General features: G+C 61.2%; 21 protein-coding genes. 9 read left to right on the forward strand and 12 right to left on the reverse strand.

All coding sequences use genetic code 11. The annotated features are described in order from the left end of the window. The first annotated feature begins 5 nt into the window (after positions 1–5). From AC13RM_RS28025 to AC13RM_RS28040, 4 genes are all read left to right on the forward strand, one after another. Complete coding sequence (locus AC13RM_RS28025) at positions 6–692, forward strand: helix-turn-helix transcriptional regulator (protein WP_113232702.1); 687 nt, start codon at positions 6–8, stop codon at positions 690–692. Positions 693–878: 186 nt separating this feature from the next. Next, entirely contained in the window at positions 879–1106 is a 228-nt protein-coding gene (locus AC13RM_RS28030; RefSeq protein ID WP_440478136.1) for a hypothetical protein, read from the forward strand. 221 nt (positions 1107–1327) lie between these two features. Continuing rightward, on the forward strand, positions 1328–1696 hold the full coding sequence (locus AC13RM_RS28035; protein WP_112338900.1) for a VOC family protein: 369 nt from the start codon (positions 1328–1330) through the stop codon (positions 1694–1696). 291 nt (positions 1697–1987) lie between these two features. After that, positions 1988–2386: a VOC family protein gene (locus AC13RM_RS28040; RefSeq protein ID WP_440478135.1), complete on the forward strand. Its 399-nt coding sequence runs from the start codon at positions 1988–1990 to the stop codon at positions 2384–2386. Positions 2387–2600: 214 nt separating this feature from the next. Here the strand turns inward: AC13RM_RS28040 and AC13RM_RS28045 are convergent, their stop codons facing one another. Together AC13RM_RS28045 and AC13RM_RS28050 are read right to left on the reverse strand one after the other, a co-directional pair. Continuing rightward, positions 2601–3455: a prephenate dehydratase gene (locus AC13RM_RS28045; protein WP_374822514.1), complete on the reverse strand. Its 855-nt coding sequence runs from the start codon at positions 3453–3455 to the stop codon at positions 2601–2603. 28 nt (positions 3456–3483) lie between these two features. After that, positions 3484–4236, reverse strand: coding sequence for a 3-deoxy-manno-octulosonate cytidylyltransferase (locus AC13RM_RS28050; protein ID WP_374822517.1), 753 nt, complete (start codon positions 4234–4236; stop codon positions 3484–3486). Positions 4237–4387: 151 nt separating this feature from the next. On the opposite strand from AC13RM_RS28050, the gene AC13RM_RS28055 reads away from it, so the two are divergent. Continuing rightward, positions 4388–4966, forward strand: a complete 579-nt coding sequence (locus AC13RM_RS28055; protein WP_113232707.1) for a c-type cytochrome — start codon at positions 4388–4390, stop codon at positions 4964–4966. 62 nt (positions 4967–5028) lie between these two features. Here AC13RM_RS28055 and AC13RM_RS28060 read toward each other — a convergent pair whose 3' ends face one another. Continuing rightward, the gene (locus AC13RM_RS28060; RefSeq protein ID WP_440478134.1) at positions 5029–6186 is read right to left on the reverse strand and encodes a patatin-like phospholipase family protein; all 1158 of its coding nucleotides are present in this window, start codon (positions 6184–6186) and stop codon (positions 5029–5031) included. Between the two features lie 121 nt (positions 6187–6307). Beyond that, entirely contained in the window at positions 6308–7252 is a 945-nt protein-coding gene (locus AC13RM_RS28065) for an AEC family transporter (protein ID WP_113232709.1), read from the reverse strand. Between the two features lie 393 nt (positions 7253–7645). On the opposite strand from AC13RM_RS28065, the gene AC13RM_RS28070 reads away from it, so the two are divergent. Next, entirely contained in the window at positions 7646–8638 is a 993-nt protein-coding gene (locus AC13RM_RS28070; RefSeq protein ID WP_113232710.1) for an adenosine kinase, read from the forward strand. Positions 8639–8724: 86 nt separating this feature from the next. Here the strand turns inward: AC13RM_RS28070 and AC13RM_RS28075 are convergent, their stop codons facing one another. Continuing rightward, positions 8725–9318 (reverse strand): cadmium resistance transporter, encoded by a 594-nt coding sequence (locus tag AC13RM_RS28075; RefSeq protein WP_440478140.1) that lies wholly within the window; start codon positions 9316–9318, stop codon positions 8725–8727. A 105-nt stretch (positions 9319–9423) separates the two neighbouring features. Next, on the reverse strand, positions 9424–9963 hold the full coding sequence (locus AC13RM_RS28080; RefSeq protein ID WP_113232711.1) for an SH3 domain-containing protein: 540 nt from the start codon (positions 9961–9963) through the stop codon (positions 9424–9426). A gap of 190 nt (positions 9964–10153) precedes the next feature. Here AC13RM_RS28080 and AC13RM_RS28085 point away from each other — a divergent pair, with 190 nt between their 5' ends. Together AC13RM_RS28085 and murA are read left to right on the forward strand one after the other, a co-directional pair. After that, the gene (locus tag AC13RM_RS28085) at positions 10154–11155 is read left to right on the forward strand and encodes a 2-hydroxyacid dehydrogenase (RefSeq protein ID WP_285176157.1); all 1002 of its coding nucleotides are present in this window, start codon (positions 10154–10156) and stop codon (positions 11153–11155) included. A gap of 141 nt (positions 11156–11296) precedes the next feature. After that, positions 11297–12643 (forward strand): UDP-N-acetylglucosamine 1-carboxyvinyltransferase, encoded by a 1347-nt coding sequence (gene murA, locus AC13RM_RS28090; RefSeq protein ID WP_285176158.1) that lies wholly within the window; start codon positions 11297–11299, stop codon positions 12641–12643. A gap of 155 nt (positions 12644–12798) precedes the next feature. Here the strand turns inward: murA and AC13RM_RS28095 are convergent, their stop codons facing one another. The 3 genes from AC13RM_RS28095 to recF are packed head-to-tail and all read right to left on the reverse strand — an operon-like array spanning position 12799 to position 15209. After that, a complete protein-coding gene (locus AC13RM_RS28095; RefSeq protein WP_483315376.1) occupies positions 12799–13278 on the reverse strand; it encodes a GNAT family N-acetyltransferase in 480 nt (159 codons plus the stop codon). Further along, a complete protein-coding gene (locus AC13RM_RS28100) occupies positions 13275–14045 on the reverse strand; it encodes a molybdopterin-synthase adenylyltransferase MoeB (RefSeq protein ID WP_285176159.1) in 771 nt (256 codons plus the stop codon). Before AC13RM_RS28100 ends, AC13RM_RS28095 begins: the two co-directional genes overlap by 4 nt. A 36-nt stretch (positions 14046–14081) precedes the next feature. Then, the gene (recF, locus tag AC13RM_RS28105) at positions 14082–15209 is read right to left on the reverse strand and encodes a DNA replication/repair protein RecF (protein WP_285176160.1); all 1128 of its coding nucleotides are present in this window, start codon (positions 15207–15209) and stop codon (positions 14082–14084) included. Positions 15210–15391: 182 nt separating this feature from the next. Here recF and AC13RM_RS28110 point away from each other — a divergent pair, with 182 nt between their 5' ends. Further along, the gene (locus AC13RM_RS28110) at positions 15392–16195 is read left to right on the forward strand and encodes an APH(3'') family aminoglycoside O-phosphotransferase (protein ID WP_285176161.1); all 804 of its coding nucleotides are present in this window, start codon (positions 15392–15394) and stop codon (positions 16193–16195) included. Positions 16196–16265: 70 nt separating this feature from the next. Here the strand turns inward: AC13RM_RS28110 and dnaJ are convergent, their stop codons facing one another. The 3 genes from dnaJ to AC13RM_RS28125 form a co-directional block, all read right to left on the reverse strand. Next, positions 16266–17411: a molecular chaperone DnaJ gene (dnaJ, locus tag AC13RM_RS28115; RefSeq protein ID WP_069615446.1), complete on the reverse strand. Its 1146-nt coding sequence runs from the start codon at positions 17409–17411 to the stop codon at positions 16266–16268. An 86-nt stretch (positions 17412–17497) separates the two neighbouring features. Next, positions 17498–19417: a molecular chaperone DnaK gene (dnaK, locus tag AC13RM_RS28120; RefSeq protein ID WP_285176165.1), complete on the reverse strand. Its 1920-nt coding sequence runs from the start codon at positions 19415–19417 to the stop codon at positions 17498–17500. Positions 19418–19813: 396 nt separating this feature from the next. Continuing rightward, a complete protein-coding gene (locus AC13RM_RS28125) occupies positions 19814–22234 on the reverse strand; it encodes a transglycosylase domain-containing protein (protein ID WP_488555930.1) in 2421 nt (806 codons plus the stop codon). Positions 22235–22305: the final 71 nt, after the last annotated feature.

Here is a 22305-nt window from a genome sequence, read left to right on the forward strand (position 1 = left end):
CTGCCGTGGCCCGCTCCGAACGCTTGCTGACGCTGCTGCAGACGCTGCGGCGCTATCGCCGACCGGTCAGCGGCGCCGTTCTGGCGGAGGAAACCGGCGTCAGCCTGCGCACGCTCTATCGCGATATCGCCAGCCTGCAGTCGCAGGGTGCGATGATCGAGGGCGAACCGGGTATCGGCTATGTCCTGAAGCCGGGTTTCATGCTGCCGCCGATGATGTTTTCCCAGGATGAGATCGAGGCGCTGGTGCTGGGATCGCGATGGGTGGCGCGTGCAACCGACGCCCGCCTGGCGGCGGCCGGCGCCGACGCGCTTGCCAAGATTGCCGCTGTGCTGCCTCCCGATCTTCGCGATGAGGTCGACCAGGCGGCGGTGGTGGTCGCCACGCGCCGTGTCACCGAAGACAAGGCCGATCTTTCCCTCATGCGCAAGGCGATCCGCACGGAACGCATGGTGCAGCTGACCTATGGCGATGTGAACGGCGCCATTTCCACCCGGCGTATCTGGCCCTTCGCGCTCGGCTATTTCGACAATGCCCGCATCATCATGGCCTGGTGCGAGCTGCGCCAGGATTTCCGCCATTTCCGCGCCGATCGCATCGTCGATTTCGCGGTGCTGGAGGCCCGCTATCCGCGCCGACGTGTGGCGCTCGCCAGGGAATGGCATGCCCGTGAGGGCATGGTCCACAATTGATCCGGCGAAGCATGTCGCGCAAAAGTGTGCAGCGTTTCTGCGGCAACGACATGCGTAAAATCGAAGACCTAAAGCGCAGAAGGCGAATCCTAGAGATCGCGACGCGCTTCGGTGTGATGCTACTGCCAGAAACTGTCAGTAGATAGAGCTATGATGGATCCATCCAATCAGGAAGGAGGACCGATCATGGCAGGCAACGTTTCCATCATTTCGCAGCATGTACATCGCGGTGGCATCGAGGCGCTTAAAGGCAAGCATCAGTCATGGCCGGCTCGTCTCTCCGAGGTCGCGTTTGGCTATCTCAGCCGCCGGTGGAATCGCCTCGATATCGAGGAAGTGCCCGATTCCGTGAAGCGGGATCTGGGCTTTCTCGACGGCTGTGAGCCGTATCGAGAGGAAGATCGGATGCGCTGAGGCAGTCGGCGCGAGTTCGTCGCGAGCTCCGCGATAACGACCTGCGCATAATCAAAGATTAGAGCGCAAGACGCTGATCCGAAGGGTGCAATGCGCTTTGGAACCGCATCTCCGGACGCATTCAACCAGGCAATGACACAGTCACTCCCGGCGAACTTTGCTCCGTTCGCCGGTTCCTATCCGCATGCCCTTAAATTCACCCAAACGAGAGGACCACCCACATGACCAGCCCGAACCTCATCATTTTCTATGTCAAGGATCCCAGCGAAAGCACGCCGTTCTACCGCGATCTCTTCGGCCGTGAGCCGGCATTCGCGTCGCCGAACTTCGTGGCCTTCGCGCTCGACAATGGCCTAAGTCTCGGTCTCTGGCGCCGCAGCAGTGTCGAACCGCAGCCCTCCGCCATCGGCAATCGCGGCGAATTGGGCTTCATGGTCGAAGGCACCGGGGCCGTCGAGCAGCATTACAGGGATTGGAAGGCACGCGGCCTGCCTATCGCACAGGAGCTGACGACCATGGATTTCGGCCCGACCTTCGTCGTGCTCGATCCCGATGGACATCGGCTGCGCGTTTGTGAGCCGGATAAGTGAATTCATACCCTGCTTGCCCCTCACCCTAGCCCTCTCCCCGCTTGCGGGGAGAGGGGACGACCTCAGGCCCTCGCCAAGCTCAATGATGGAAGGCAGGCTGTAGGTGCGTCTATTCCTTCTCCCCGCAGGCGGGGAGAAGGTGGCCGAAAGGCCGGATGAGGGGCTAGCGGCGACCGCCGGAGATCGTTTCATCAAAGTGGCTTGCCATGCAGTCATGCCAATCGTTCGTGTTGACTTCCAGCATTCGCAAAAAGAAACTGATCGATGCACCCAAAGCCACAGGAGAACCAATTGCTCCATCATATTTCGTTCGGTGTCTCCGATATCGACAAAGCTGCCGCGTTCTATGATGCGGCCTTCGCGCCGCTCGGCTATGTCAGGGTTTGGGAAGACTTGTCCCCGGGCGATCCCGATCAGGCCATCGGATATGGCCCGCCGGGTGGGGGCGACAAGTTCGCCATCAAATTGCGGGGCAAAGAGGCTCATGCGCCAGGCGCGGGCTTCCACCTCGCCTTTGCTTCACCGGGCCGCGAGGCTGTCGTCCTGTTCCATCAGGCCGCATTGGCTCATGGCGGCAAGGACAATGGCGCACCTGGTCTTCGACCGCATTACGGACCGACTTATTTCGCCGCCTTCGTCATCGATCCCGATGGGCATCGCATCGAGGTTGTGACCAAGGCCGAAGGATAGCCGTTAGGCTGAAATTGCACCGTCACCCGCCTCGTGGTTCGAGGCTCCGGCCCCCTCGACAAGCTCTGGGGAGCCTGCGTACCTCATTATGAGGACTGACCTTTTTTGCTTCGCCACAGAGCGTGATCCACCTCATGGTGAGGTGCGTCGCCGTTAAGCGCAGCGAAAATAGCGACGCCTCGAACCACGAGGTGGCCCGGGTTCACGCCGAATGTTAAAGATCGCCCCGCGTCGGATGGCCCTTGTAGACGCCGAGGATGCGGACCTTTTCGGAGAAGAAGCGCAGTTCCTCCAGCGCGCGGCGCACATGCGCATCGGCGGGATGGCCCTCGATATCGGCATAGAACTGCGTTGCGACAAAACGGCCGCCGAGCTGATAGCTTTCGAGCTTCGTCATGTTTATGCCGTTGGTGGCGAAGCCGCCGAGCGCCTTGTAGAGCGCGGCCGGAATGTTGCGGACGTTGAAGACAAAGGTGGTGACGATCTTTTCGTCCGGCGAGCTGCGTTCCGCCCAGTCCTCATCGCGCGACAGGATGACGAAGCGCGTCATATTGTTTTCGGTGTCTTCGACATTCTCGGCGATGATTTCCAGCCCGTAGAGATCGGCCGCAAGCCGGGGCGCCAGCGCCGCCATGCTGCGATCGCCGGTTTCCTTCACCAGCTTGGCAGCGCCCGCCGTATCGCCCGCAATGACAGGCTTCCAGCCGTTCTGGCGCACGATGTTGCGGCATTGGCCGAGCGCATGGATGTGGCTATGCACCGTGCGGATCTCTTCCTTCTTCACGCCCGGCAGAACCATCAACTGGAAACGGATCGGCATGAAATATTCGCCGACGATATGCAGGCGCGATTCCGGCAGCAGATGATGGATGTCGGCGACGCGGCCGGCGATCGTGTTCTCGATCGGGATCATGCCGAGATCCGCGTCGCCATTGTCGATGGCGGTCAGCGCATCCTCGAAGGTCTGGCAGGGCAGCGGCTCCATGGTCGGGAACATGTCACGGCTGGCCATGTCGGAATTGGCGCCGTACTCGCCCTGGAAGGAGATCTTGTTGGTCTTGGTAATCATGGGACTGCCCTTGGGGGAATGCCGTCGTTTAAGAGGCGGCGGAGAGGATAAGTCTGGCCTTTTCGAGGTCGGCGGGAGTATCGACACCGAGCGGTATCGTGTCAACGATCTCGACATCGATGCGCATGCCGGCCTCCAGCGCCCTCAGCTGTTCCAGTGATTCGCGCCGCTCCAGCGTCGATGGGCCGAGGCTCACGAATTTCGCGAGGGCGGCGCGGCGGTAGGCGTAGAGGCCGATGTGGTGATAGAGCGGCCCTTTGCCATACGGTGCGGTCGTGCGGGTAAAATAGAGCGCGTGCAGACGGCTGTCCGAGATCGGTGAGCCGACGACCTTGACGACGCTCGGCGCGGTCTTTTCTTCCTCGTCCTTGATTTCGACGGTCAGTGTAGCGATGTCGACGGCCGGATTTTCGAGTGGACGCAGCGAGGCGCGGATGGTTTCGGAATCGATTGTGGGAAGGTCGCCCTGCACATTGACGATGACCTCCGCGCGACCTTCAGGATCGACGGCCTGCAGCGCTTCGTAGATGCGGTCCGAGCCGGATTGATGGTCGGTGCGCGTCATGACGGCCTCGAAGCCGGCATTGGCGACTGCGGCATAGGTATCCTCATGGTCGACGGCGACGACGATGCGACCGATCGCCGCCTCGCGCGCGCGCTTGGCAACCTGTACGATCATGGGCAGGCCGCAAATGTCAGCCAGCGGCTTGCCCGGCAGGCGCGTGGAGGCCATGCGGGCGGGAATGAGGACCAGCGTCTTGTCTAAATTCGGATCAGTCATTGTTGGGCCTTCTATTCCCAAGGGAAAAGTGTCAAAACGTCTCATGGTGGAGACCGTTTACAGAGTTGCAAGAAACAGCCAAAAGACATAGGTTTCGCGCGAATTCAAGATGGGCCGGCGGAGGATGCCGGCGGCGAGGGGAGCATAGCAGATGAATTCATCCTACGTGAACATGGGTGTCGGGGCGCTTTTGGCCACGCTGTTCGTGTTGAAGTCCGTGTCGCTCGCGTCAGGATTTATTTTCCATTCAGAGGCGCCGGAAAAGCCCGGTTTTGCCATCGTCGCGACCGAAGAACCGGCTGCAGGTGGAGACAAGGGTGCGGCTGCCAAGGCGGAAACGCCGATCGCTCAGCTCTTGCAGAAGGCTGATGCCAAGGTCGGCGAGACGATCTTCAAGAAGTGTCAGGCCTGTCATTCCGGAGAGAAGGGGGGACCAAATAAGGTTGGCCCGGATCTCTGGGGTATTGTCGATCGCCCGGTCGCCGAGCACGAGGGCTTTGCCTATTCGGCCGGCATGAAGGATTTCTCCAAGGGCGGTTCTGAAAAGTGGACGTATGACCACCTCTATCACTTCCTGGCCGCTCCGAAGAAATTCGTAGCCGGTACGGCGATGGGTTTTGCCGGCCTGCCGAAGGAAGAGGACCGCGCCAACGTGATCGCCTATCTGCGCACGCTTGCCGATACGCAAGTGCCGCTGCCGGATCCGAACGCACCGGCCGCCACGAACTAACGCAAGTCACAAGCATGATTGAAAACCCGGCCGCCAGCGCCGGGTTTTTCGCGCTGCATCCTTCAGATTGCGTGACGGCGGGAGCGCGTCCGCTGATCGAGATCGAACACCTTCAATCCATCCTCTGCGCTCGGCGGCATGCGCCAATCCTCGGCGACCAGCGCCTTGCGGGCATCGCGCAGGCCGGCCTCCCAATGCTCATGCATGGACAGCGCCGAAAACTCGTAATCCTTCGAATGCGAGCGGAACTGCTTGTTGCGGTAGATCAGGTGGATGATCGTCACACCGTAGTCGGAGCAATGCTGTTCCAGCTTCTTGATTTCCGGATCGGTCTTGGCCTCTTCGGGAAGGCGTGCATAAAGCTCGGAGATGGCGCGCCGCAGGCGGTGACGCTCCAGAAAGAGATCGGTGTTGAGCCGGGTGCGGCTCGAATAGGTGATATCTTTGCGCCGCTCCTCGACTTCCTCGATATCCTGCGGCAGCGGGCCGACGGCGCTGAAGAGATCGACCTGAAAGACAACCGTGTCGATCGCGGCACCGTTGCGCAGCACGTAGCTGAGTGGCGTGTTCGAGACGAGGCCGCCATCCCAGTAATGCTCGTTGCCGATCTTGACCGCGGGAAAACCCGGCGGCAAGGCGCCGCTTGCCATCACGTGCTCAGGCCCGATCTTGATGTCCTTGTTGTCGAAGAAGGCAAAATTGCCGGTGCGCACATTGACGGCGCCGAGGCTCAAACGCACCGGGCCATGGTTGATTCGGTCGAAATCGACGTGATCGAGCAGCGTCTGGCGCAATTGCTCGGTATCGTAGACGCTGGTTGCGCCCGCCGAGCCGCGCGTCTGGAACCAAGCCGGGATCTGCCACGGAGAAAAGAAGCCGGGCACGCCGAAGGTCGACACCCACCAGCTGCTGACCGAGCGGTAGAAAGGATTGGTCTCGCGCCGATCTTCCATCAGCAGATCGACGGGGAGATGCACGGTCACCTTGTTCCAAAAGGAGCTCAGCGCCTTGAGCCGTTCGCCGGGCACGTTGCCGGCCATGATCGAGGCGTTGATCGCGCCAATCGAGATGCCGGCGATCCAGTCCGGCTCGATATTCTGTTCTCTAAGCGCCTGAAAGGCACCCGCCTGATAGGAGCCGAGCGCGCCGCCGCCTTGGAGCACGAAGACTTTCTGCGCATAGGCTGACGCGGGATTGGTGAGCGGAGCTGCAATATTCATGTGCCATCCTTTGCTGCGCTCCGGGTGGGAAGGCCGGGATGCGCAAAATATATGACCATTTTCCTGCCTGTCTCTCCAAGTGCGGAGAGATACCGTTACCGTCGACGGTTTTCGGCCTCGGTCATCCGAGCAGATAGGCCCAGAGCGACACCGAGAATGCGCCGAGCGCTGTCGTCAAGGTAATCGTCGAGGCCGCGAGACTGTGGCCCACGCCGAAGCGATTGGCAATCAACCAGGCGTTCACACCTGTCGGAACGGCGGCCGTGAGGACGAGTGCGGCCCGCCATTCCGGGCTCAGGCCGAGAAGAAGTCCGGCAGCCAGCACGCAGGCCGGCAGCAGAAAAAGCTTGAAGGCGGCAATGACGCTGGTGATGCCGAGATTGCCTGACATCCCGTATTGGCGCAGTGCCATGCCGAGCGAGATCAGCGCCGCCGGGCCGGCGATGTTGGCAATGTTGTCGACGACCGTGCCAAGCGTTGCGGGAATGGGAAGGCTGGTCAGGTGGACGATGAGGCCGCAGAAAAGGCCGATAACGAGCGGATTGCGGATGAGATTGCTGCCGACCTGCCGCAGCAGTTCGGCGGTGCTGCGGCCGGCGCCGGCATTTTCCTTGCGCTCGGCCTGTTCCATCAGCAGCGTGCCGGCGATCATCATGGTCGGCAGATGCACGGCGATCAGGATCGACATCGCCATGACGCCATCAGGTCCGACCGTGCGCCCGACCAGTGGCAGGCCGATGAAGATCGTGTTGGCGAAGGCGGACGAGACGCCGGCAAGCACGCCGATCCGTGCGTCCCGGCCGAACATGCGTGTCGCCACAATATGGCCGGCGGTCCAGGTGATGGCGACGCCGGAGAAATAGGCGATCCATAAGCGAAACGGCGATGCGCCGCGAAAATCCGCCTCGGCGATGGTCTGGAACAGCAAGAGCGGCACGGCGATCTTGAAGACGAACTCGCTCATGGCTTCGCCGACCTCGGCCTTCAGCAGCCCCGTGCGCACGATGACCCAGCCGACGAGAATGAGCAGGAAGACGGGAAGAACGTCTGTGAGGATTTCGGACACGCGGGTATGAAGCTCTGGATTCGAGAAATTGGACCCGAAACTTGTAGCAGCTTGCCCGGGGCTGGAAACCCGCAAAACAAAAAAAGCGGGCTTGGCCCGCTCTTGTCGATCTTGCCCCGGTGGGGAGTTCCCCCCGGTGCACATGCCGCCAGTTCATCCGTGGTCGGCCCGCGTACCGGTGAGGCGGAAGGCATCATTCCTTCCCAGGCTGGCTCGGAAGTCTTTCGAGCTTCCCATCCCAGCCGCTTGATAAGCATTTAAAGATAGAAAGTGACAGGCAAATGACTGAATGCAATTAACTTCACCGCGCTGGTGCTGATTTTTCTTCCAAACTTCACAAAAACCGATAATACCGGATACCGGCTATCACCAGTATCCGGGACCTTCCTATAGATGACTCGCTTCGATGTACTGACCGTTGGCAATGCCATCGTCGACATTATCGCCCGTTGCAATGATCAGTTCCTGATCGACAACAACATCACCAAAGCCGCGATGAACCTCATCGACGCCGAGCGCGCCGAACTTCTCTATTCGCGCATGGGCCCGGCTCTTGAAGCCTCCGGCGGCAGCGCCGGCAATACGGCTGCGGGTGTTGCGAGTTTCGGCGGCAGGGCAGCTTATTTCGGCAAGGTCGCAGAGGATCAGCTCGGAGAGATTTTCGCCCACGATATCCGCGCCCAGGGCGTGCATTACGAGACCAAGGCGAAGGGCACTTTCCCGCCGACTGCCCGCTCGATGATCTTCGTCACCGAGGATGGCGAGCGTTCCATGAACACCTATCTCGGCGCCTGCGTCGAGCTCGGTCCGGAAGACGTGGAGGAGCAGGTTGTTGCTGATGCCAAAGTGACCTATTTCGAAGGCTATCTCTGGGATCCTCCGCGGGCCAAGGAAGCTATTCGCGAATGCGCTCGAATCGCCCATGCCAATGGTCGGGAAATGTCGATGACGCTCTCCGACAGCTTTTGCGTCGGCCGCTATCGCGACGAATTCCTCGATCTCATGCGCTCCGGTACCGTCGACATCGTCTTTGCCAATCGCGACGAAGCCCTCTCGCTCTACGAGACCGACGATTTCGAAAAGGCGTTGAAGCTCATTGCGGCCGATTGCAAGATCGCCGCCGTGACGACAGGCAAGGACGGTGCCGTCATCGTGCGCGGAAACGAGCGCTATGTCGTCGACGCCCATCCGATCGAGGAACGTGTTGACACGACCGGCGCCGGCGATCTTTTCGCCGCCGGCTTCCTCTTCGGCTACACGCAAGGCCGCGGCTTGGAAGACTGCGCCAAGCTCGGCAACCTCGCTGCGGCGATCGTCATTGAACAGATCGGCCCGCGGCCGATGCGGTCGCTGTCAGAAGCCGCGAGAGAATTCGGACTTCTCTGACGGAAGTCGTCTTCAGATTCCTAATCTGCAGATCATGGAAGCCGCCCGCTGCCGAGCGCCGGGCGGCTTTGCTTTGACGCGATCGCCTAGCGCAAGAAGAGCGTCGCGGTCCCGGCCTCGTAGAAAATGAGGATGCCGAGAGCGATCAGAACGAAGGGCACGATCCTGTGGCCGTGACGACGGATCGGTGCACCCAAGGTCGGATGATTGACGAGCGAGTGCGCGGCGCCAAGCCAGACCGCTGTCAGGATTGCGAAGATGCAGCCGATGGCGAGGATCTCATAGGCGGAACGCGTCGCGAAGAGCGGCGTGTAGATGCTGATATTGTCGCCGCCATTGGCGATCGTCACCAGCGCGACCGCCACAATGTTTCCATGTCCCGCCGACGCTTTCGCATGATCTTCGTCGGTCTCGATGCCGTTCCAGAGTTCCCACAATCGCCTGACGCCAAAGTAGATCGGAGCAAGGCCGAGCAGGCCGATATAGGTGGCTGGAATGACGAAAACCAGAAACGAGGCGAGGGCGCTGAAGCCATAGAGTGCGCCGATGCCGAGATATTGACCGATGACGATCTGCCTCAGGCGGAATTTCCGATCGGCGAAAAAGCCGAGAAGGACGAATATGTCGTCTATGTTCGTCGATGCGAACATGACGATGGCAACGCCGAAAACGCCTAGCACGTGACCCAAGATCGCCGATCTCCCTATCCGATCCCGGATACAGCCCGGATACAGCATTGCGTAGCGAAAGTCGCGTGGCTGCGTTCGGCGCCAGGCGGGCGGTCGTTACTTGAAGGCTTCGCCGGGATAAGCGCCCCAGATCTCGGATTGCGCCACCCATCCCTCGGTGCCATCGGCGGTGACGAGGCACCAATCGCCCGTGCATTCCTTGACGGTCATCATCACGCCGGGCTGAAGCTTGGCGATGACAGCGGCGGATGGCTGGGATTCGCGGCGCATGTTGACGAAGACTGCCTTGCCCTTGCCCTTCATCCAGGGAGCGGCAATCGCCGAGCGCTGGCCCGACAGCAGCGACTGGTTGACCCAACCCTCGGTGCCGTCGGCATCGCGCACCCGCCGCCAGTTATCATATTCCTGGATGATTTCGACCGGCAGACCCTGCTTGAGATAGAGCCATGATACGGCGTAATCCGCACTCGGGCCGATGCGCAGATTGACCCGCTTCGACTTCAGGGTGACGAAGCGCGGCAGCGGCAGGCCGCTCGGACCCTTGGCGGCCTGGGCGGCGGCAAGATCGGCCGACACAGCAGCCATCATCAGGCCGATTGCGAAAATGGCGCAGGACTTCAAGACATTGCCACGCATGGGAGTTCCGTTCGTTCGTCATGACAAAGGCGCCATTCCGGCGACCTTTCGCTCCGGTGAGCGGCAAATCCTCGGATCGCGTCAGCGAGTTTTGTTTGTCTTCGCCTGCGGGTCTGGTAGAAATGCCCGGAACGGGAAAATTATCCTGCTTCTTGGTTAAGAACATCTGAACAAGGCATCGCCGCTCGCCATGACGACGAAGAAAAAACCGAAGGTCTACGTCACGCGCAAATTGCCTGACGCGGTGGAGACGCGCATGCGCGAACTCTTCGATGCCGAGCTCAACATAGATGATCGCCCGCGTACCAAGGACGAATTGATGGAGGCCGTCCGCTCGGTCGACGTGCTGGTGCCGACCGTCACCGACCGCATCGATGCGGAGGTGATCGAAGAAGCCGGCCCGCAAATGAAGCTGATTGCCAGCTTCTCCAACGGCACGGATCATATCGATGTCGAGGCCGCAGCCCGCCGCGGCATCACCGTCACCAATACGCCAAATGTGCTGACCGAAGACACCGCCGACATGACCATGGCGCTCATTCTCGCCGCGCCGCGACGGCTGGCGGAAGGTGCGCGCGTGCTAACCGACAACCCCGGCGAATGGGCCGGATGGTCGCCCACCTGGATGCTCGGCCGCCGCATTCATGGCAAGCGCATCGGCATCGTCGGCATGGGGCGGATCGGCACCGCCGTTGCCCGCCGCGCCAAGGCTTTTGGCCTGTCAATCCACTATCACAATCGCAAGCGCGTCAATCCGGCGACCGAGGACGAGCTCGAGGCGACCTATTGGGACAGTCTCGACCAGATGCTTGCCCGCGTCGATATCGTTTCGGTCAATTGCCCGTCGACGCCGGCTACCTATCACCTCATCTCGGCCCGCCGCCTGGCGCTGTTGCAGCCGACGAGCTACATCGTCAACACGGCGCGCGGCGACGTCATCGACGAGACGGCGCTGATCAAGATCCTGCGCGAAGGCAAGATCGCCGGAGCCGGCCTCGACGTGTTCGAGAATGAACCGGCCGTCAATCCGAAGCTGGTGAAGCTCGCCAATGAGGGCAAGGTGGTTATCCTGCCGCATATGAGTTCGGCGACGCTCGAGGGCCGCATCGACATGGGCGACAAGGTCATCATCAACATCCGCACCTTCATCGACGGCCATCGCCCGCCCAATCGCGTGCTGCCCTTTCGATGATGGAAGCACGCTGATTCGCCCGCTGAAACGGGGCTGAATACCCGGCTGCAAATTTGATCTCACTTCCCTCTGCCGGTCATGTGCATGTCACAAAGCCGGCCCAGAGGTGACCACAAACACAAATCAGGAAGGGCGGAAATCATGGCGCGGGCGCTGCCGCACGAGCGGATTCAATATGTAGTCGAGGGCGGCTTCAAGCTGTCGGGCGAGATCGAACCGAGCGGCAACAAGAATGCCGCATTGCCGATCATCGCCGCATCGCTTCTGACCGATCAGCGCGTCGAGCTCAGCAACGTTCCGCGCATCCGCGATGTCGAGGCACTGGTGGAACTGATCCAGTCCGTCGGCGCCAAGGTGAGCTGGCTCGGCCGCAATGAGCTCGAAATCGAAGCGCGAGAACTTAGACCCGCCAATCTCGATCCCGATCTCTGCGCCCGCATCCGCGCCTCCATCCTGCTTGCCGGACCGATGCTGGCACGCTGTGGCGAGATCACCTTGCCGCCGCCCGGCGGCGACGTCATCGGCCGTCGGCGTGTCGATACGCATTTCCTGGCGCTGGAACAGCTCGGCGCGAGGATCGAGGTCAATAGCGTCTACAGCTTCCGCACTGATGGGCTGCGTGGCGCCGATGTCTTTCTCGATGAGCCGTCGGTGACAGCGACCGAAAATGCGCTTTGCGCTGCCGTGTTCGCCGAGGGGACGACGATCCTGCGCAATTGCGCGTCCGAGCCGCATGTTCAGGATCTCGCCCGCTTCCTGATTGCCATGGGTGCCCGAATCGAGGGCGTCGGCACCAATATGATGACCATCCACGGTGGCCAGCGGCTCGGCGGTGCGTCACATCGGATCGGCCCCGATCACAATGAAGTCGGCTCGCTGATCGGCCTTGCCGCCGTCACCGGCTCGGAAATCACCATCCGCCGCGCTGGCGTGGAGCATCTGCGTTCCACGCTGATGACCTTCGAGCGCCTCGGCATCCGCTGCCAGATCGACGGCGATGATCTCATCATCCGCTCTGGCCAGGAAATGAAGATCCAGCCCGATTTCGGCGGCCATATTCCGAAGATCGAAGATCAGCCTTGGCCGGCCTTTCCCGCCGACACCATGTCGATCGCCATTGTCACCGCCTCGCAATGCGACGGCGTCGTGCTGATGTTCGAGAAAATGTTCGAAAGCCGCATGTTCTTCGTCGACAAGCTGATCGCCATGGGCGCCCGTATCGTGCTGTGCGACCCGCATCGCGCCATCGTCGCAGGCCCCTCCAAGCTGCGGGCCGCCCAGCTTGAAAGCCCTGACATTCGCGCCGGCATGGCGATGCTTATCGCGGCCATGTGCGCTGAGGGCACGAGCGTCATCAACAATGCCCAGCAGATCGAGCGTGGCTATGAGCGCATCGAGGAGCGGTTGAATGCCATGGGTGCCCGCATCACCCGCATCCCGCCGCGCACTCCTTCTCCCCTCGGGGAGAAGGTGCCGACAGGCGGATGAGGGGGTCTGCCAAGAGCACGAAAATCCACGAATTCAAGTCGCCCAGCCCCCTCATCCGACCCTTCGGGCCACCTTCTCCCCGAGGGGAGAAGGAGGTTCCGGTGCTCGTCCGCTCCATATGCTGCGGCCCCGCCATTTCGGCGGGAGAAAGGATACTAGGCAATCGCCTTGCGCATCTCGATCGATGTCGTCCGATCGAAGCCGGCATGGCGATTTTCGGCCGTCTTGCGAAAGCCCCATGCGGCAAAGGTAGCATGGTTGTCGACCAGCTCAATCCGCGTTTCCAGTCGCAACGCCTTGAGGCCAAGCTCTCGCGCCGTTGTCTCGGCCAGGCCCAGCAGTCGCTTGCCGATACCTTTACCCTGTGCTGCCGGCAGCACGGCGAGCTTGCCGACATACAGGCTCTCTGCCTCCGGCCGGCAGAAAATGCAGCCGACCAGTTGCTCGCCATTGAGGGCAGCGTAAGCGATCTCGCTAAACGCCTTCGCTTTCAGCGTTTCCGGCGTCAGCGCCAGCGCCGAGGAGGGCGGATCGATGCGCCCGTTCATATAGGCAAAGGATGTCAGGATGAGATTCAGCAACGCATCCCAGCGGTCGAAGCCGTTATCGAGGCGACGAAGCGCGATTTCGCTCATTCGGCGGCGACTCGAGCGCGTTTGCGGCGATAGCGCACGGTTTCGAAGCGCGAGGAAAGCCCGTCATAAAGCAGCAGGCGGCCGATCAGCGGCTCGCCGATGCCTGTGATGAGCTTGATCGCTTCCATTGCCATCAGCGTGCCGATGACGCCTGTCAATGCACCGATGATGCCCGCTTCCGCGCAGCTGGGGATGAGACCTTCCGGCGGTGGGGCGGGAAAGAGATCGCGATAGCGCGGATTGGGATTGCCGTCCGCATCGCTTTCATAGGGCTTCAATGTCGTCACGGACCCATCGAATCTGCCGACTGCGCCGGTCACCAGCGGCAGATGCGCTGCCTCTGTCGCGTCGGCTGCGGCGTAGCGCGTGTCGAAATTGTCGGAGCCGTCGATGACGAGATCGAAACCGGCAAGGTGCCGTGCAGCGGTGTCGAGGCTAAACCGCTCCTCGAAGCGGATGACCCGCACATGCGGGTTTAGCCGGGCGATGGCATCTGCCGCACTCTGCGTCTTCATCTCGCCGATCGTACCCGTATCGTGAATTATCTGCCGCTGCAGATTGGACAGCGAAACGCGATCGTCATCGGCAATGCCGAGCGTGCCCACGCCGGCAGCGGCGAGATATTGCAGCACCGGCGCACCAAGGCCGCCGGCGCCGATGACAAGCACACGCGCCGCCTTCAATTTTTGCTGGCCGGCGCCGCCGACCTCCGGCAGGAGGATATGGCGGTGATAGCGGGCGATTTCGTCTGAGGTCAAAGGATCCATGCGCTGAAGTCTAGCACAATCGCGACGAAGGAGGCGCTAGGATTTCGTAATGCCGCCATGCGCCACGGTAAAGAATTGCGCGCGGTCGCCAAGCGCCGAGAACATCGATTTGTCGGTGCCGGTCACGAAAGCCTGGCCGCCGAGGCCGTCGATGAGATCAAAAAGGGCTGCCCGCCGTCCCTCGTCGAGATGCGCAGCGATCTCGTCCAGCAGCAGGATCGGCGCATAGCCCGTCAGGTTGCCGACAAGGCGTGCATGGGCAAGGATGAGGCCGACAAGAAGGGCTTTTTGCTCGCCCGTCGAGCAGCGTTCCGCTTCCATGTCCTTTTCGCGGTGGCGTACGAGAAGGTCGGCTCGATGCGGTCCGTCCAGCGTTCGGCCGGCGGCTGCATCGCGGTAACGCCCCTCGCGCAGCATATCGGCATAGGCGTCTTCCAGATCGACGGCCGGCCGGTCGAACTGTCCGTCAAGGAAGCCGGAAAGCTCCAGCGCCGCCGAGGGGAACGGTGTCGTCTCGCGCGTTTCGGCGATCAGCTGCGAGAGGAGGCCGAGCATTTCCTGCCGCGCGATCGCCATGGCGATGCCGAGGCTCGCCATCTGATCTTCGATGCCGCCGAGCCAGGAAGGATCGAACCGGTTTTCGGACAAGAGCTTGTTGCGGCTGCGCATGGCGCGCTCGAAATCGCTGGCGCGGCGGCCATGGGCGGGATCGAGCGACAGGACCAGCCGATCAAGGAAGCGGCGACGCTCCGAGGAGCCGCCGGTAAAAAGGCCATCCATCGCCGGCGTCAGCCAGAGAACGCGCAAATGATCGGTCAGCTCGTCGACGGTCTTGGCCGGCGTGCCGTTGATTCGCAGCCGGCGGGCGGCCGATTCGTCGGTCGTATCGATACCGGTACCGATTTCGACGCCGCCATCCATCCCCTCGAGCTCGGCGAAGATGGAAAAGCCACCCGGCGCATTGACCCGGGTAACATCGGCATAGGCAGCGCGGCGCAGGCCGCGGCCGGGCGACAGCAGCGAGACCGCCTCCATGAGATTGGTCTTGCCCGCGCCATTGTCGCCGGTCAGCACCACATGCCGCTCGTCAAGCGCCAGCGCTGCCGCCGCGTAGTTGCGGAAGTCCGTGAGCTTGAGGCGCGAGATGGAAACCTTGTTCGGCATGTATCCCTAGGATTCGCAATCGATGGCCGAGGCGTATGCCGAAGCCCGCACAAGTGCAAGGTTTTTGCGGCTTTTCTCCCTTCTGGACGAAAGCGTGTTGGCTGCAATGAGGCTCTGGCACTCGCCGACCGCGCTTCCTATATCGCGATACTCGGGAAAGTTTTGGGTGAGGGGCGCATCAATTGGAATTTGCAAAGACACTTCTCGCGCATACGCACGGCAATTGGACACGCGTAAAGACGGGCGAATCGGGAGATCTTGTCTATCGACGCGAGGATGGTCTCGCCTACGCGAAAATCGCATCGTCAGCCCGGTCGGCCGATCTTGCCTGCGAGCGCGATCGGATGCTTTGGCTGCAGGGCAAGGGTATGGCTGTCCCTGAAATCATTGACTGGCATGAGGTAGAGGAGGGCTCGTGCCTGATCATCACTGCAATTCCTGGCGTGCCGGCAGCCGAACTGAAGGGAGATGCGCTGCTGAACGCCTGGCCGTCGATGGCGCGGCAATTGAAATCTCTTCACGAAGTGCCGGCGGATCGATGCCCCTTTGATCGCAGCCTTTCGTTGATGTTCGCAAAGGCAGCGGATGTGGTTTCGCGAGATGCCGTGAACCAGGATTTTCTCCCGCCGGAAGATTGGGACAGGCCGGCCCGCGAACTGCTTGATCGCGTCGAGCGGGATCTGCCCGTGCGGCTCGCTCAGGAGGAGATCGACCGGGTTCTTTGCCACGGCGATGCCTGCATGCCGAACTTTATGGTCGATCCGCATAGCTTGCAATGCACTGGTCTGATCGATCTCGGCCGGGCAGGGAAGGCGGATCGCTATGTCGATCTCTCACTGATGATTGCCAATGCCGAGGAGAGTTGGGTGACGCCTGAACAGGGTAAGCGAGCCTTTTCGATCCTGTTCGAAACTCTGGAGATGGCCGAGCCCGACCGGGAGCGTCTCACTTTCTATCTCCGGCTCGATCCGCTGACGTGGGAGTGATTCGCATACCTCAATAAAAAATCCGGCCGAATCATCGGCCGGATTCATGTGAAACATTTTGATTCGCCAATCAGTCGCTGAACGTATCGAAGAAATCCTTCATGCGGGCGAAGAAGCCCGTCGATTCGGGATTGTTGTCCTTCGAAGAGATCTGCTCAAATTCCTGCAGCAGCTCGCGCTGGCGCTTGGTCAGCTTCTGCGGCGTCTCGATCTGGATCTGGATATAGAGATCGCCGACCTGGCTGGAGCGCAGCACCGGCATGCCCTTGCCCTTCAGGCGGAACTGCTTGCCGACTTGCGTGCCTTCGGGAACGGTGACGCGCGATTTCGTGCCGTCGAGGGTCGCGACATCGAAAGTACCTCCGAGAGCCGCGGTGGTCATCGAGATCGGCACGGCGCAATAGAGATCGGCGCCGTCCCGCTGGAAGAACTCATGCGGCTTGACGGAGAGGAAGATGTAGAGGTCGCCCGAAGGACCGCCGCGCAGGCCGGCTTCGCCTTCGCCCTGCAGGCGGATGCGCGTGCCGTCTTCGATGCCCGACGGGATATTGACAGAAAGCGAACGCTCCTCGGTGACACGGCCCTGGCCGTGACACTTGGTGCAGGGGTCGGGAATGATCTGACCGCGGCCGTGACAGGTCGGGCAGGTGCGCTCGACGGAGAAGAAGCCTTGCGCCGCGCGGACACGGCCGGAACCCTGACAGGTGCCGCAGGTCTTCGGCTGCGTGCCGGGCTTGGCGCCCGAGCCGGAACAGACGTCGCAGGTGATCGAGGTCGGCACGCGAATCTGTGCCGTCTTGCCGCTGAAGGCCTCCTCCAGCGAGATTTCCATATTGTAGCGAAGATCGGCGCCACGTTCGCGACCGCCGGATGAACGCCCGCGCGAGCGTCCACCACCCATCATCTCGCCGAAAATATCCTCGAAAATATCGGAGAATCCGCCGCCACCGAAACCGGCTCCGAAGCCGCCACCGCCGCCCATGCCGCCATGCTCGAAAGCAGCATGGCCGTAGCGGTCATAGGCTGCGCGCTTCTGCGGGTCCTTGAGCGTTTCGTAGGCTTCGTTGATTTCCTTGAACTTCCGCTCGGCGTTGCTGTCGTCCGGGTTCTTGTCCGGATGATATTGCATTGCCAGCTTGCGAAAGGCGCTCTTCAGCTCTTTCTCGTCCGCCGTCTTGGAGACGCCCAATGTCTCGTAAAAATCCGCTTTTGCCATATTAAGGATTAGAACCCCGGAAATGGATTTCCGGCTGCCCGAAGGCAGCCGGAGCTAAGTTTCATCGAGAATCTTTCGATTCGCGCTTATGCAGACCGCTTGCGGTCGTCTTCGTCCTTGATTTCCTCGTAGTCGGCATCGACGACATCGTCCTTGCCGCCTGCTGCCGAGGCATCACCCGAAGCTGCTTCCGCCTGCTGGGACTCATAGATCGCCTGGCCGAGCTTCATGGAAACTTCCATGAGCGTCTGGGTCTTGGCCTTGATGTCTTCGGCATCCGGCTCGGAAGCTTCGGTTGCCGCCTTCAGCGCTGCGATCGCGTCGGAGATTGCGGTGCGATCGGTTTCGGTGACCTTGTCGCCGTAATCCTTCAGCGACTTCTCGCTGGAGTGGATCAGGCTTTCAGCCTGGTTCTTGGCTTCGACACCTTCGCGGCGCTTCTTGTCTTCAGCAGCGTGAGCTTCTGCATCCTTGACCATCTTCTCGATGTCGGCGTCGGAAAGACCGCCGGAAGCCTGGATGCGGATCTGCTGTTCCTTGCCGGTGCCCTTGTCCTTGGCCGAAACCTGGACGATGCCGTTGGCGTCGATATCGAAGGTGACTTCGATCTGCGGAACACCACGCGGTGCCGGCGGCAGGCCGACGAGGTCGAACTGGCCGAGCAGCTTGTTGTCTGCAGCCATTTCGCGCTCGCCCTGCGAAACGCGGATGGTCACGGCCGACTGGTTGTCGTCGGCGGTCGAGAAGGTCTGCGACTTCTTCGTCGGGATCGTCGTGTTGCGTTCGATCAGACGGGTGAAGACGCCGCCCAGCGTTTCGATACCGAGAGACAGCGGGGTCACGTCGAGGAGCAGAACGTCCTTGACGTCGCCCTGCAGAACGCCGGCCTGGATGGCTGCGCCGAGAGCGACGACTTCATCCGGGTTGACGCCCTTGTGCGGCTCCTTGCCGAACAGCTGCTTGACGACTTCCTGCACCTTCGGCATGCGGCTCATACCGCCGACGAGAACGACTTCGTCGATTTCAGCGGCGGTGACGCCGGCATCCTTGAGGGCTGCCTTGCACGGAGCGATGGTGCGCTGAACGAGATCGTCGACCAGGCTTTCGAGCTTGGCGCGGGTCAGCTTCAGCGTCAGGTGCTTCGGACCGGTGGCGTCTGCCGTGATGAAAGGCAGGTTGATTTCGGTCTGCTGTGCGGACGAAAGTTCGATCTTGGCCTTTTCGGCGGCTTCCTTCAGGCGTTGCAGAGCGAGCTTGTCGCCCTTGAGGTCGATGCCGTTGTCCTTCTTGAACTCAGCCACCAGATATTCGACCAGACGCATGTCGAAGTCTTCACCGCCGAGGAAGGTATCGCCGTTGGTCGACTTCACTTCGAAGACGCCGTCGCCGATTTCGAGGATCGAGATATCGAAGGTGCCGCCGCCAAGGTCGTAAACGGCGATGGTCTTGCCGTCCTTTTTGTCGAGGCCGTAAGCAAGCGCTGCAGCCGTCGGCTCGTTGATGATGCGCAGGACTTCGAGACCGGCGATCTTGCCGGCATCCTTGGTTGCCTGGCGCTGAGCGTCGTTGAAGTATGCGGGAACGGTGATAACGGCCTTGTCGACCTTTTCACCAAGATAGGATTCGGCGGTTTCCTTCATTTTCTGAAGGATCATTGCGGAAATCTGTGCGGGCGAATAGCCCTTGCCGTTGGCTTCGACCCAGGCGTCGCCATTGTCGCCCCGAACGATGTTGAAGGGAACAAGGTGCTTGTCCTTCTCGACGGTCGGATCTTCGTAGCGGCGGCCGATGAGGCGCTTGACAGCGAAGAGGGTATTCGTGGGGTTGGTGACAGCCTGGCGCTTGGCCGGCTGGCCGACGAGACGTTCACCATCGTCGGTGAAGGCAACCATGGAGGGGGTGGTCCGGGCGCCTTCGGCATTTTCGATCACTTTTGCGTCCTTACCGTCCATGACGGCGACGCAGGAATTTGTCGTTCCAAGGTCGATACCAATTACTTTTGCCATGTCATTCTCTCCTTGAAGCAAGCTATCGGAACCCCTGTCAGGCATTCCATTGACAGCCCCTTACGGGATGGTCTTGAGGATTGCGCAGCCATGACTGCGGTGATGCCGCGTATATAAGTAGCGGTTTTACTGACTGCAAGGCAGGAAATGGCCTGAAATCCAGCAAAACAAATGGTTTGTCGCCCAAATTCCACATGGTCCCATATGCGCCGGGGACCTCAGGATTTGACGCGACCGCGTATCAGAGCAGCCTTGCCGCGGCCATGCAAGCGTCTACTGCATAATTCCTTAAATCGGGATCGATTTAGGAATAAAATTATGCAGCAGATCTAAAGCGCGATAGCGACCTTAACGCGCCCTATGTGGCGCGCAGTGCCGTGATGCAAAAATGCGATTTTATCGACCGAGGATGACGTCGAGCAGCGAGGAGCGATGCGGCCGCGTGGTGGCGACCGGAGCGCCGCTATCGCCGACATCGGCAGGCGGTATATCGCTGTCATAGGGGTTGGAGCTGTAGGGATTGGTATCGTCGGCCAGATTTGCCGGCGGCAGGTCCTGCGGATCCTCGTTGGCCGAGACCTGATTGACGATCTGCGGCTGGATCGGCTGCTGCGATGGCCTTTGCTGCAAGGTCGGCTGCTGGATCGGCTGTCCGCCGTCGGCCACGCCGGAGATGATGTTGCCGATGGTGGTCGGCTGGTCGCCGTTCGGTCCTGTCTGCGCCATCGGCAGGCCGTTGTCGATGATCTGGCCGCCGCCGAAGATTGGCGTCGGCGTGATGCCCTTATGGGCGGCAACCATGAATTCCTTCCATGCCTTTGCCGGCAGCCCGCCGCCGGTCACCTTGCGCATCGACTTGCCGTCGTCATTGCCGAACCAGACGCCTGTCGTCAGATGGCTCGTGAAGCCGACAAAAAGCGCATCGCGGAAGGATTGCGTCGTGCCCGACTTGCCGGCCGCCTGCCAGCCTGGAATGCGCGCGGCCTTGCCGGTGCCATTGGCGATGACGCCGGCCATCATGGCGTTCATGTTGGTGACGATATCCGGATTCAGCACGCGCTCCGAATTGCCTGTATTGGTCTGGTAGAGCACCTTGCCGGAGGCGGTCGTTACCCTCGTGATGACATGCGGCGCCACTTTGTAGCCGCCGTTCATGAAAGTGGCATAGGCGGAGGTCAGCTCCAGCAGCGACACTTCGGAGGTGCCGAGCGCAATCGAGGCATTGGCCTGCAGGTCCGATTCGATACCGAGCCTGCGGGCGACCTTGATGACCTGATCCGGCCCGACCTCGGCGACGATCTGCGCGGCAACCGTGTTCAGCGATTTCGCGACGGCGGTGGCAAGCGTCACAGGGCCGCTGTAGCGCTGCTCGTAATTCTCCGGCGCCCAGTTGCCGATCTTGACCGGCATGTCGTTGCGGATCGAATTCGGCGTCAGGCCCATCTCAAGTGCTGCGGTATAGACGAACGGCTTGAAGGCGGAGCCAGGCTGGCGCTTGGCGGTGACAGCGCGGTTGAACTGGCTCTGCGCATAGTCGCGGCCGCCGACGAGCGCGCGGATGGCGCCCGTTGCATCGACGGAAACGAGGGAGGCCTGCGAGGCGTTCAGCTTCTTGCCTTCCTTTTCGAGCACGTCGCTCAGCGCCTTCTCGGCCTTTTCTTCGAGCGACATGTCGAGCGTGGTGTCGACGATCAGGTCTTCCTTGACGTCGCCGCCGATCAGCTTCGGGAGCTGGTCCATGACCATGTCGGCGACGTAATTCTCGGCGCCGCTCCAATAACTCTTCGATCGGGTCGGCGGCTGCGCCATCGCCGTCTTGATGTCGGATTCGCTGATGAAGCCCTGGTCGTGCATGGCCTGCAACACTAGTTGCGCGCGGGCCTCGGCGGCGGCAGGATCGCGGGCCGGCGACAGCCGCGACGGCGCCTTCACCAGACCGGCAAGCATGGCGGCCTCGCCGAGATTGACGTCCTTGGCCGATTTATTGAAGTACCGCCGCGACGCGGCCTCGACGCCATAGGCGTTGGAGCCAAAATAGACGCGGTTCAGGTACATCGTCAGGATCTGGTCCTTGGTGTACTTGTGCTCCAGCCACAGCGCCAGCAGCACTTCCTGCACCTTGCGCTCCAGCGTGCGGTCCGGCGAAAGGAACAGGTTCTTGGCGAGCTGTTGCGTGAGCGTCGAGCCGCCCTGCACGGCGTGGCCCGTCACGACATTTGTCACCATGGCGCGGGCAAGGCCGATCGGGTCGAAGCCGAAATGCGAATAGAAGCGCCGATCCTCGATGGCGATGATGGCTTCCGGGATATAGGGCGACATGTCACCAAGCGCGACGGCTTCGCCGCCCGTCGTGCCGCGATTGGCAATCAGGCTGCCGTCGAGATCGTTGATCTTCACGTTCGGCGGTCGCTCCGGGATCGACCAGGTGCTGGCACTCGGCATGCGCGAGCCGTAGTAGGCGACAAGACCGGCAAGGCCGATGCCAGCCCAGAGGCAAAGCACGAGGCCCCAATAGATCGTCGAACGAATGAAGCCGAAAAAGCCGCGGCGCGGCGGTGCACGGCGCGCAGGTTTGCGGCGGCTGCGGGCGCGGGTGCGACGAGGCTTTGCGACCACGGGCTCATCCTCGTCGTCTTCATCCGCTTCTTCGTCGGGTTCCGGCTCTTCGTAGTATGTCTTGGAAGAAGATGAATATGCCTTGGCCGAACGCCTGCTGCCGACGATGCGTTCGCCGGCATTGAATCCGTCATCGCTGCGTTCCCGGCCGCTGGAAAAGGATGGTTCTATCCTCTGGCGTGATTTCTTCTTATCTGCCATTGCCGGCCGGTCGTACCTCGGTGCCCTTGTAATCCATGTCTTCTATCAGGCTGACTACGGGAGCGATAGAA

The organism is Martinezella sp. CNPSo 3732, assembly GCF_057784515.1.

Bases quoted from the DNA above. Each gene is read 5' to 3' on its own strand.
- AC13RM_RS28055 (WP_113232707.1), top strand. From the start codon at position 4,388: ATGAATTCATCCTACGTGAACATGGGTGTCGGGGCGCTTTTGGCCACG.
- murA (WP_285176158.1), top strand. From the start codon at position 11,297: ATGGCGCGGGCGCTGCCGCACGAGCGGATTCAATATGTAGTCGAGGGC.
- AC13RM_RS28070 (WP_113232710.1), top strand. From the start codon at position 7,646: ATGACTCGCTTCGATGTACTGACCGTTGGCAATGCCATCGTCGACATT.
- AC13RM_RS28080 (WP_113232711.1), bottom strand. From the start codon at position 9,963: ATGCGTGGCAATGTCTTGAAGTCCTGCGCCATTTTCGCAATCGGCCTG.
- AC13RM_RS28085 (WP_285176157.1), top strand. From the start codon at position 10,154: ATGACGACGAAGAAAAAACCGAAGGTCTACGTCACGCGCAAATTGCCT.
- AC13RM_RS28095 (WP_483315376.1), bottom strand. From the start codon at position 13,278: ATGAGCGAAATCGCGCTTCGTCGCCTCGATAACGGCTTCGACCGCTGG.
- recF (WP_285176160.1), bottom strand. From the start codon at position 15,209: ATGCCGAACAAGGTTTCCATCTCGCGCCTCAAGCTCACGGACTTCCGC.
- AC13RM_RS28125 (WP_488555930.1), bottom strand. From the start codon at position 22,234: ATGGCAGATAAGAAGAAATCACGCCAGAGGATAGAACCATCCTTTTCC.
- dnaK (WP_285176165.1), bottom strand. From the start codon at position 19,417: ATGGCAAAAGTAATTGGTATCGACCTTGGAACGACAAATTCCTGCGTC.
- AC13RM_RS28045 (WP_374822514.1), bottom strand. From the start codon at position 3,455: ATGATTACCAAGACCAACAAGATCTCCTTCCAGGGCGAGTACGGCGCC.
- AC13RM_RS28030 (WP_440478136.1), top strand. From the start codon at position 879: ATGGCAGGCAACGTTTCCATCATTTCGCAGCATGTACATCGCGGTGGC.
- AC13RM_RS28100 (WP_285176159.1), bottom strand. From the start codon at position 14,045: ATGGATCCTTTGACCTCAGACGAAATCGCCCGCTATCACCGCCATATC.
- AC13RM_RS28035 (WP_112338900.1), top strand. From the start codon at position 1,328: ATGACCAGCCCGAACCTCATCATTTTCTATGTCAAGGATCCCAGCGAA.
- AC13RM_RS28060 (WP_440478134.1), bottom strand. From the start codon at position 6,186: ATGAATATTGCAGCTCCGCTCACCAATCCCGCGTCAGCCTATGCGCAG.
- AC13RM_RS28050 (WP_374822517.1), bottom strand. From the start codon at position 4,236: ATGACTGATCCGAATTTAGACAAGACGCTGGTCCTCATTCCCGCCCGC.
- dnaJ (WP_069615446.1), bottom strand. From the start codon at position 17,411: ATGGCAAAAGCGGATTTTTACGAGACATTGGGCGTCTCCAAGACGGCG.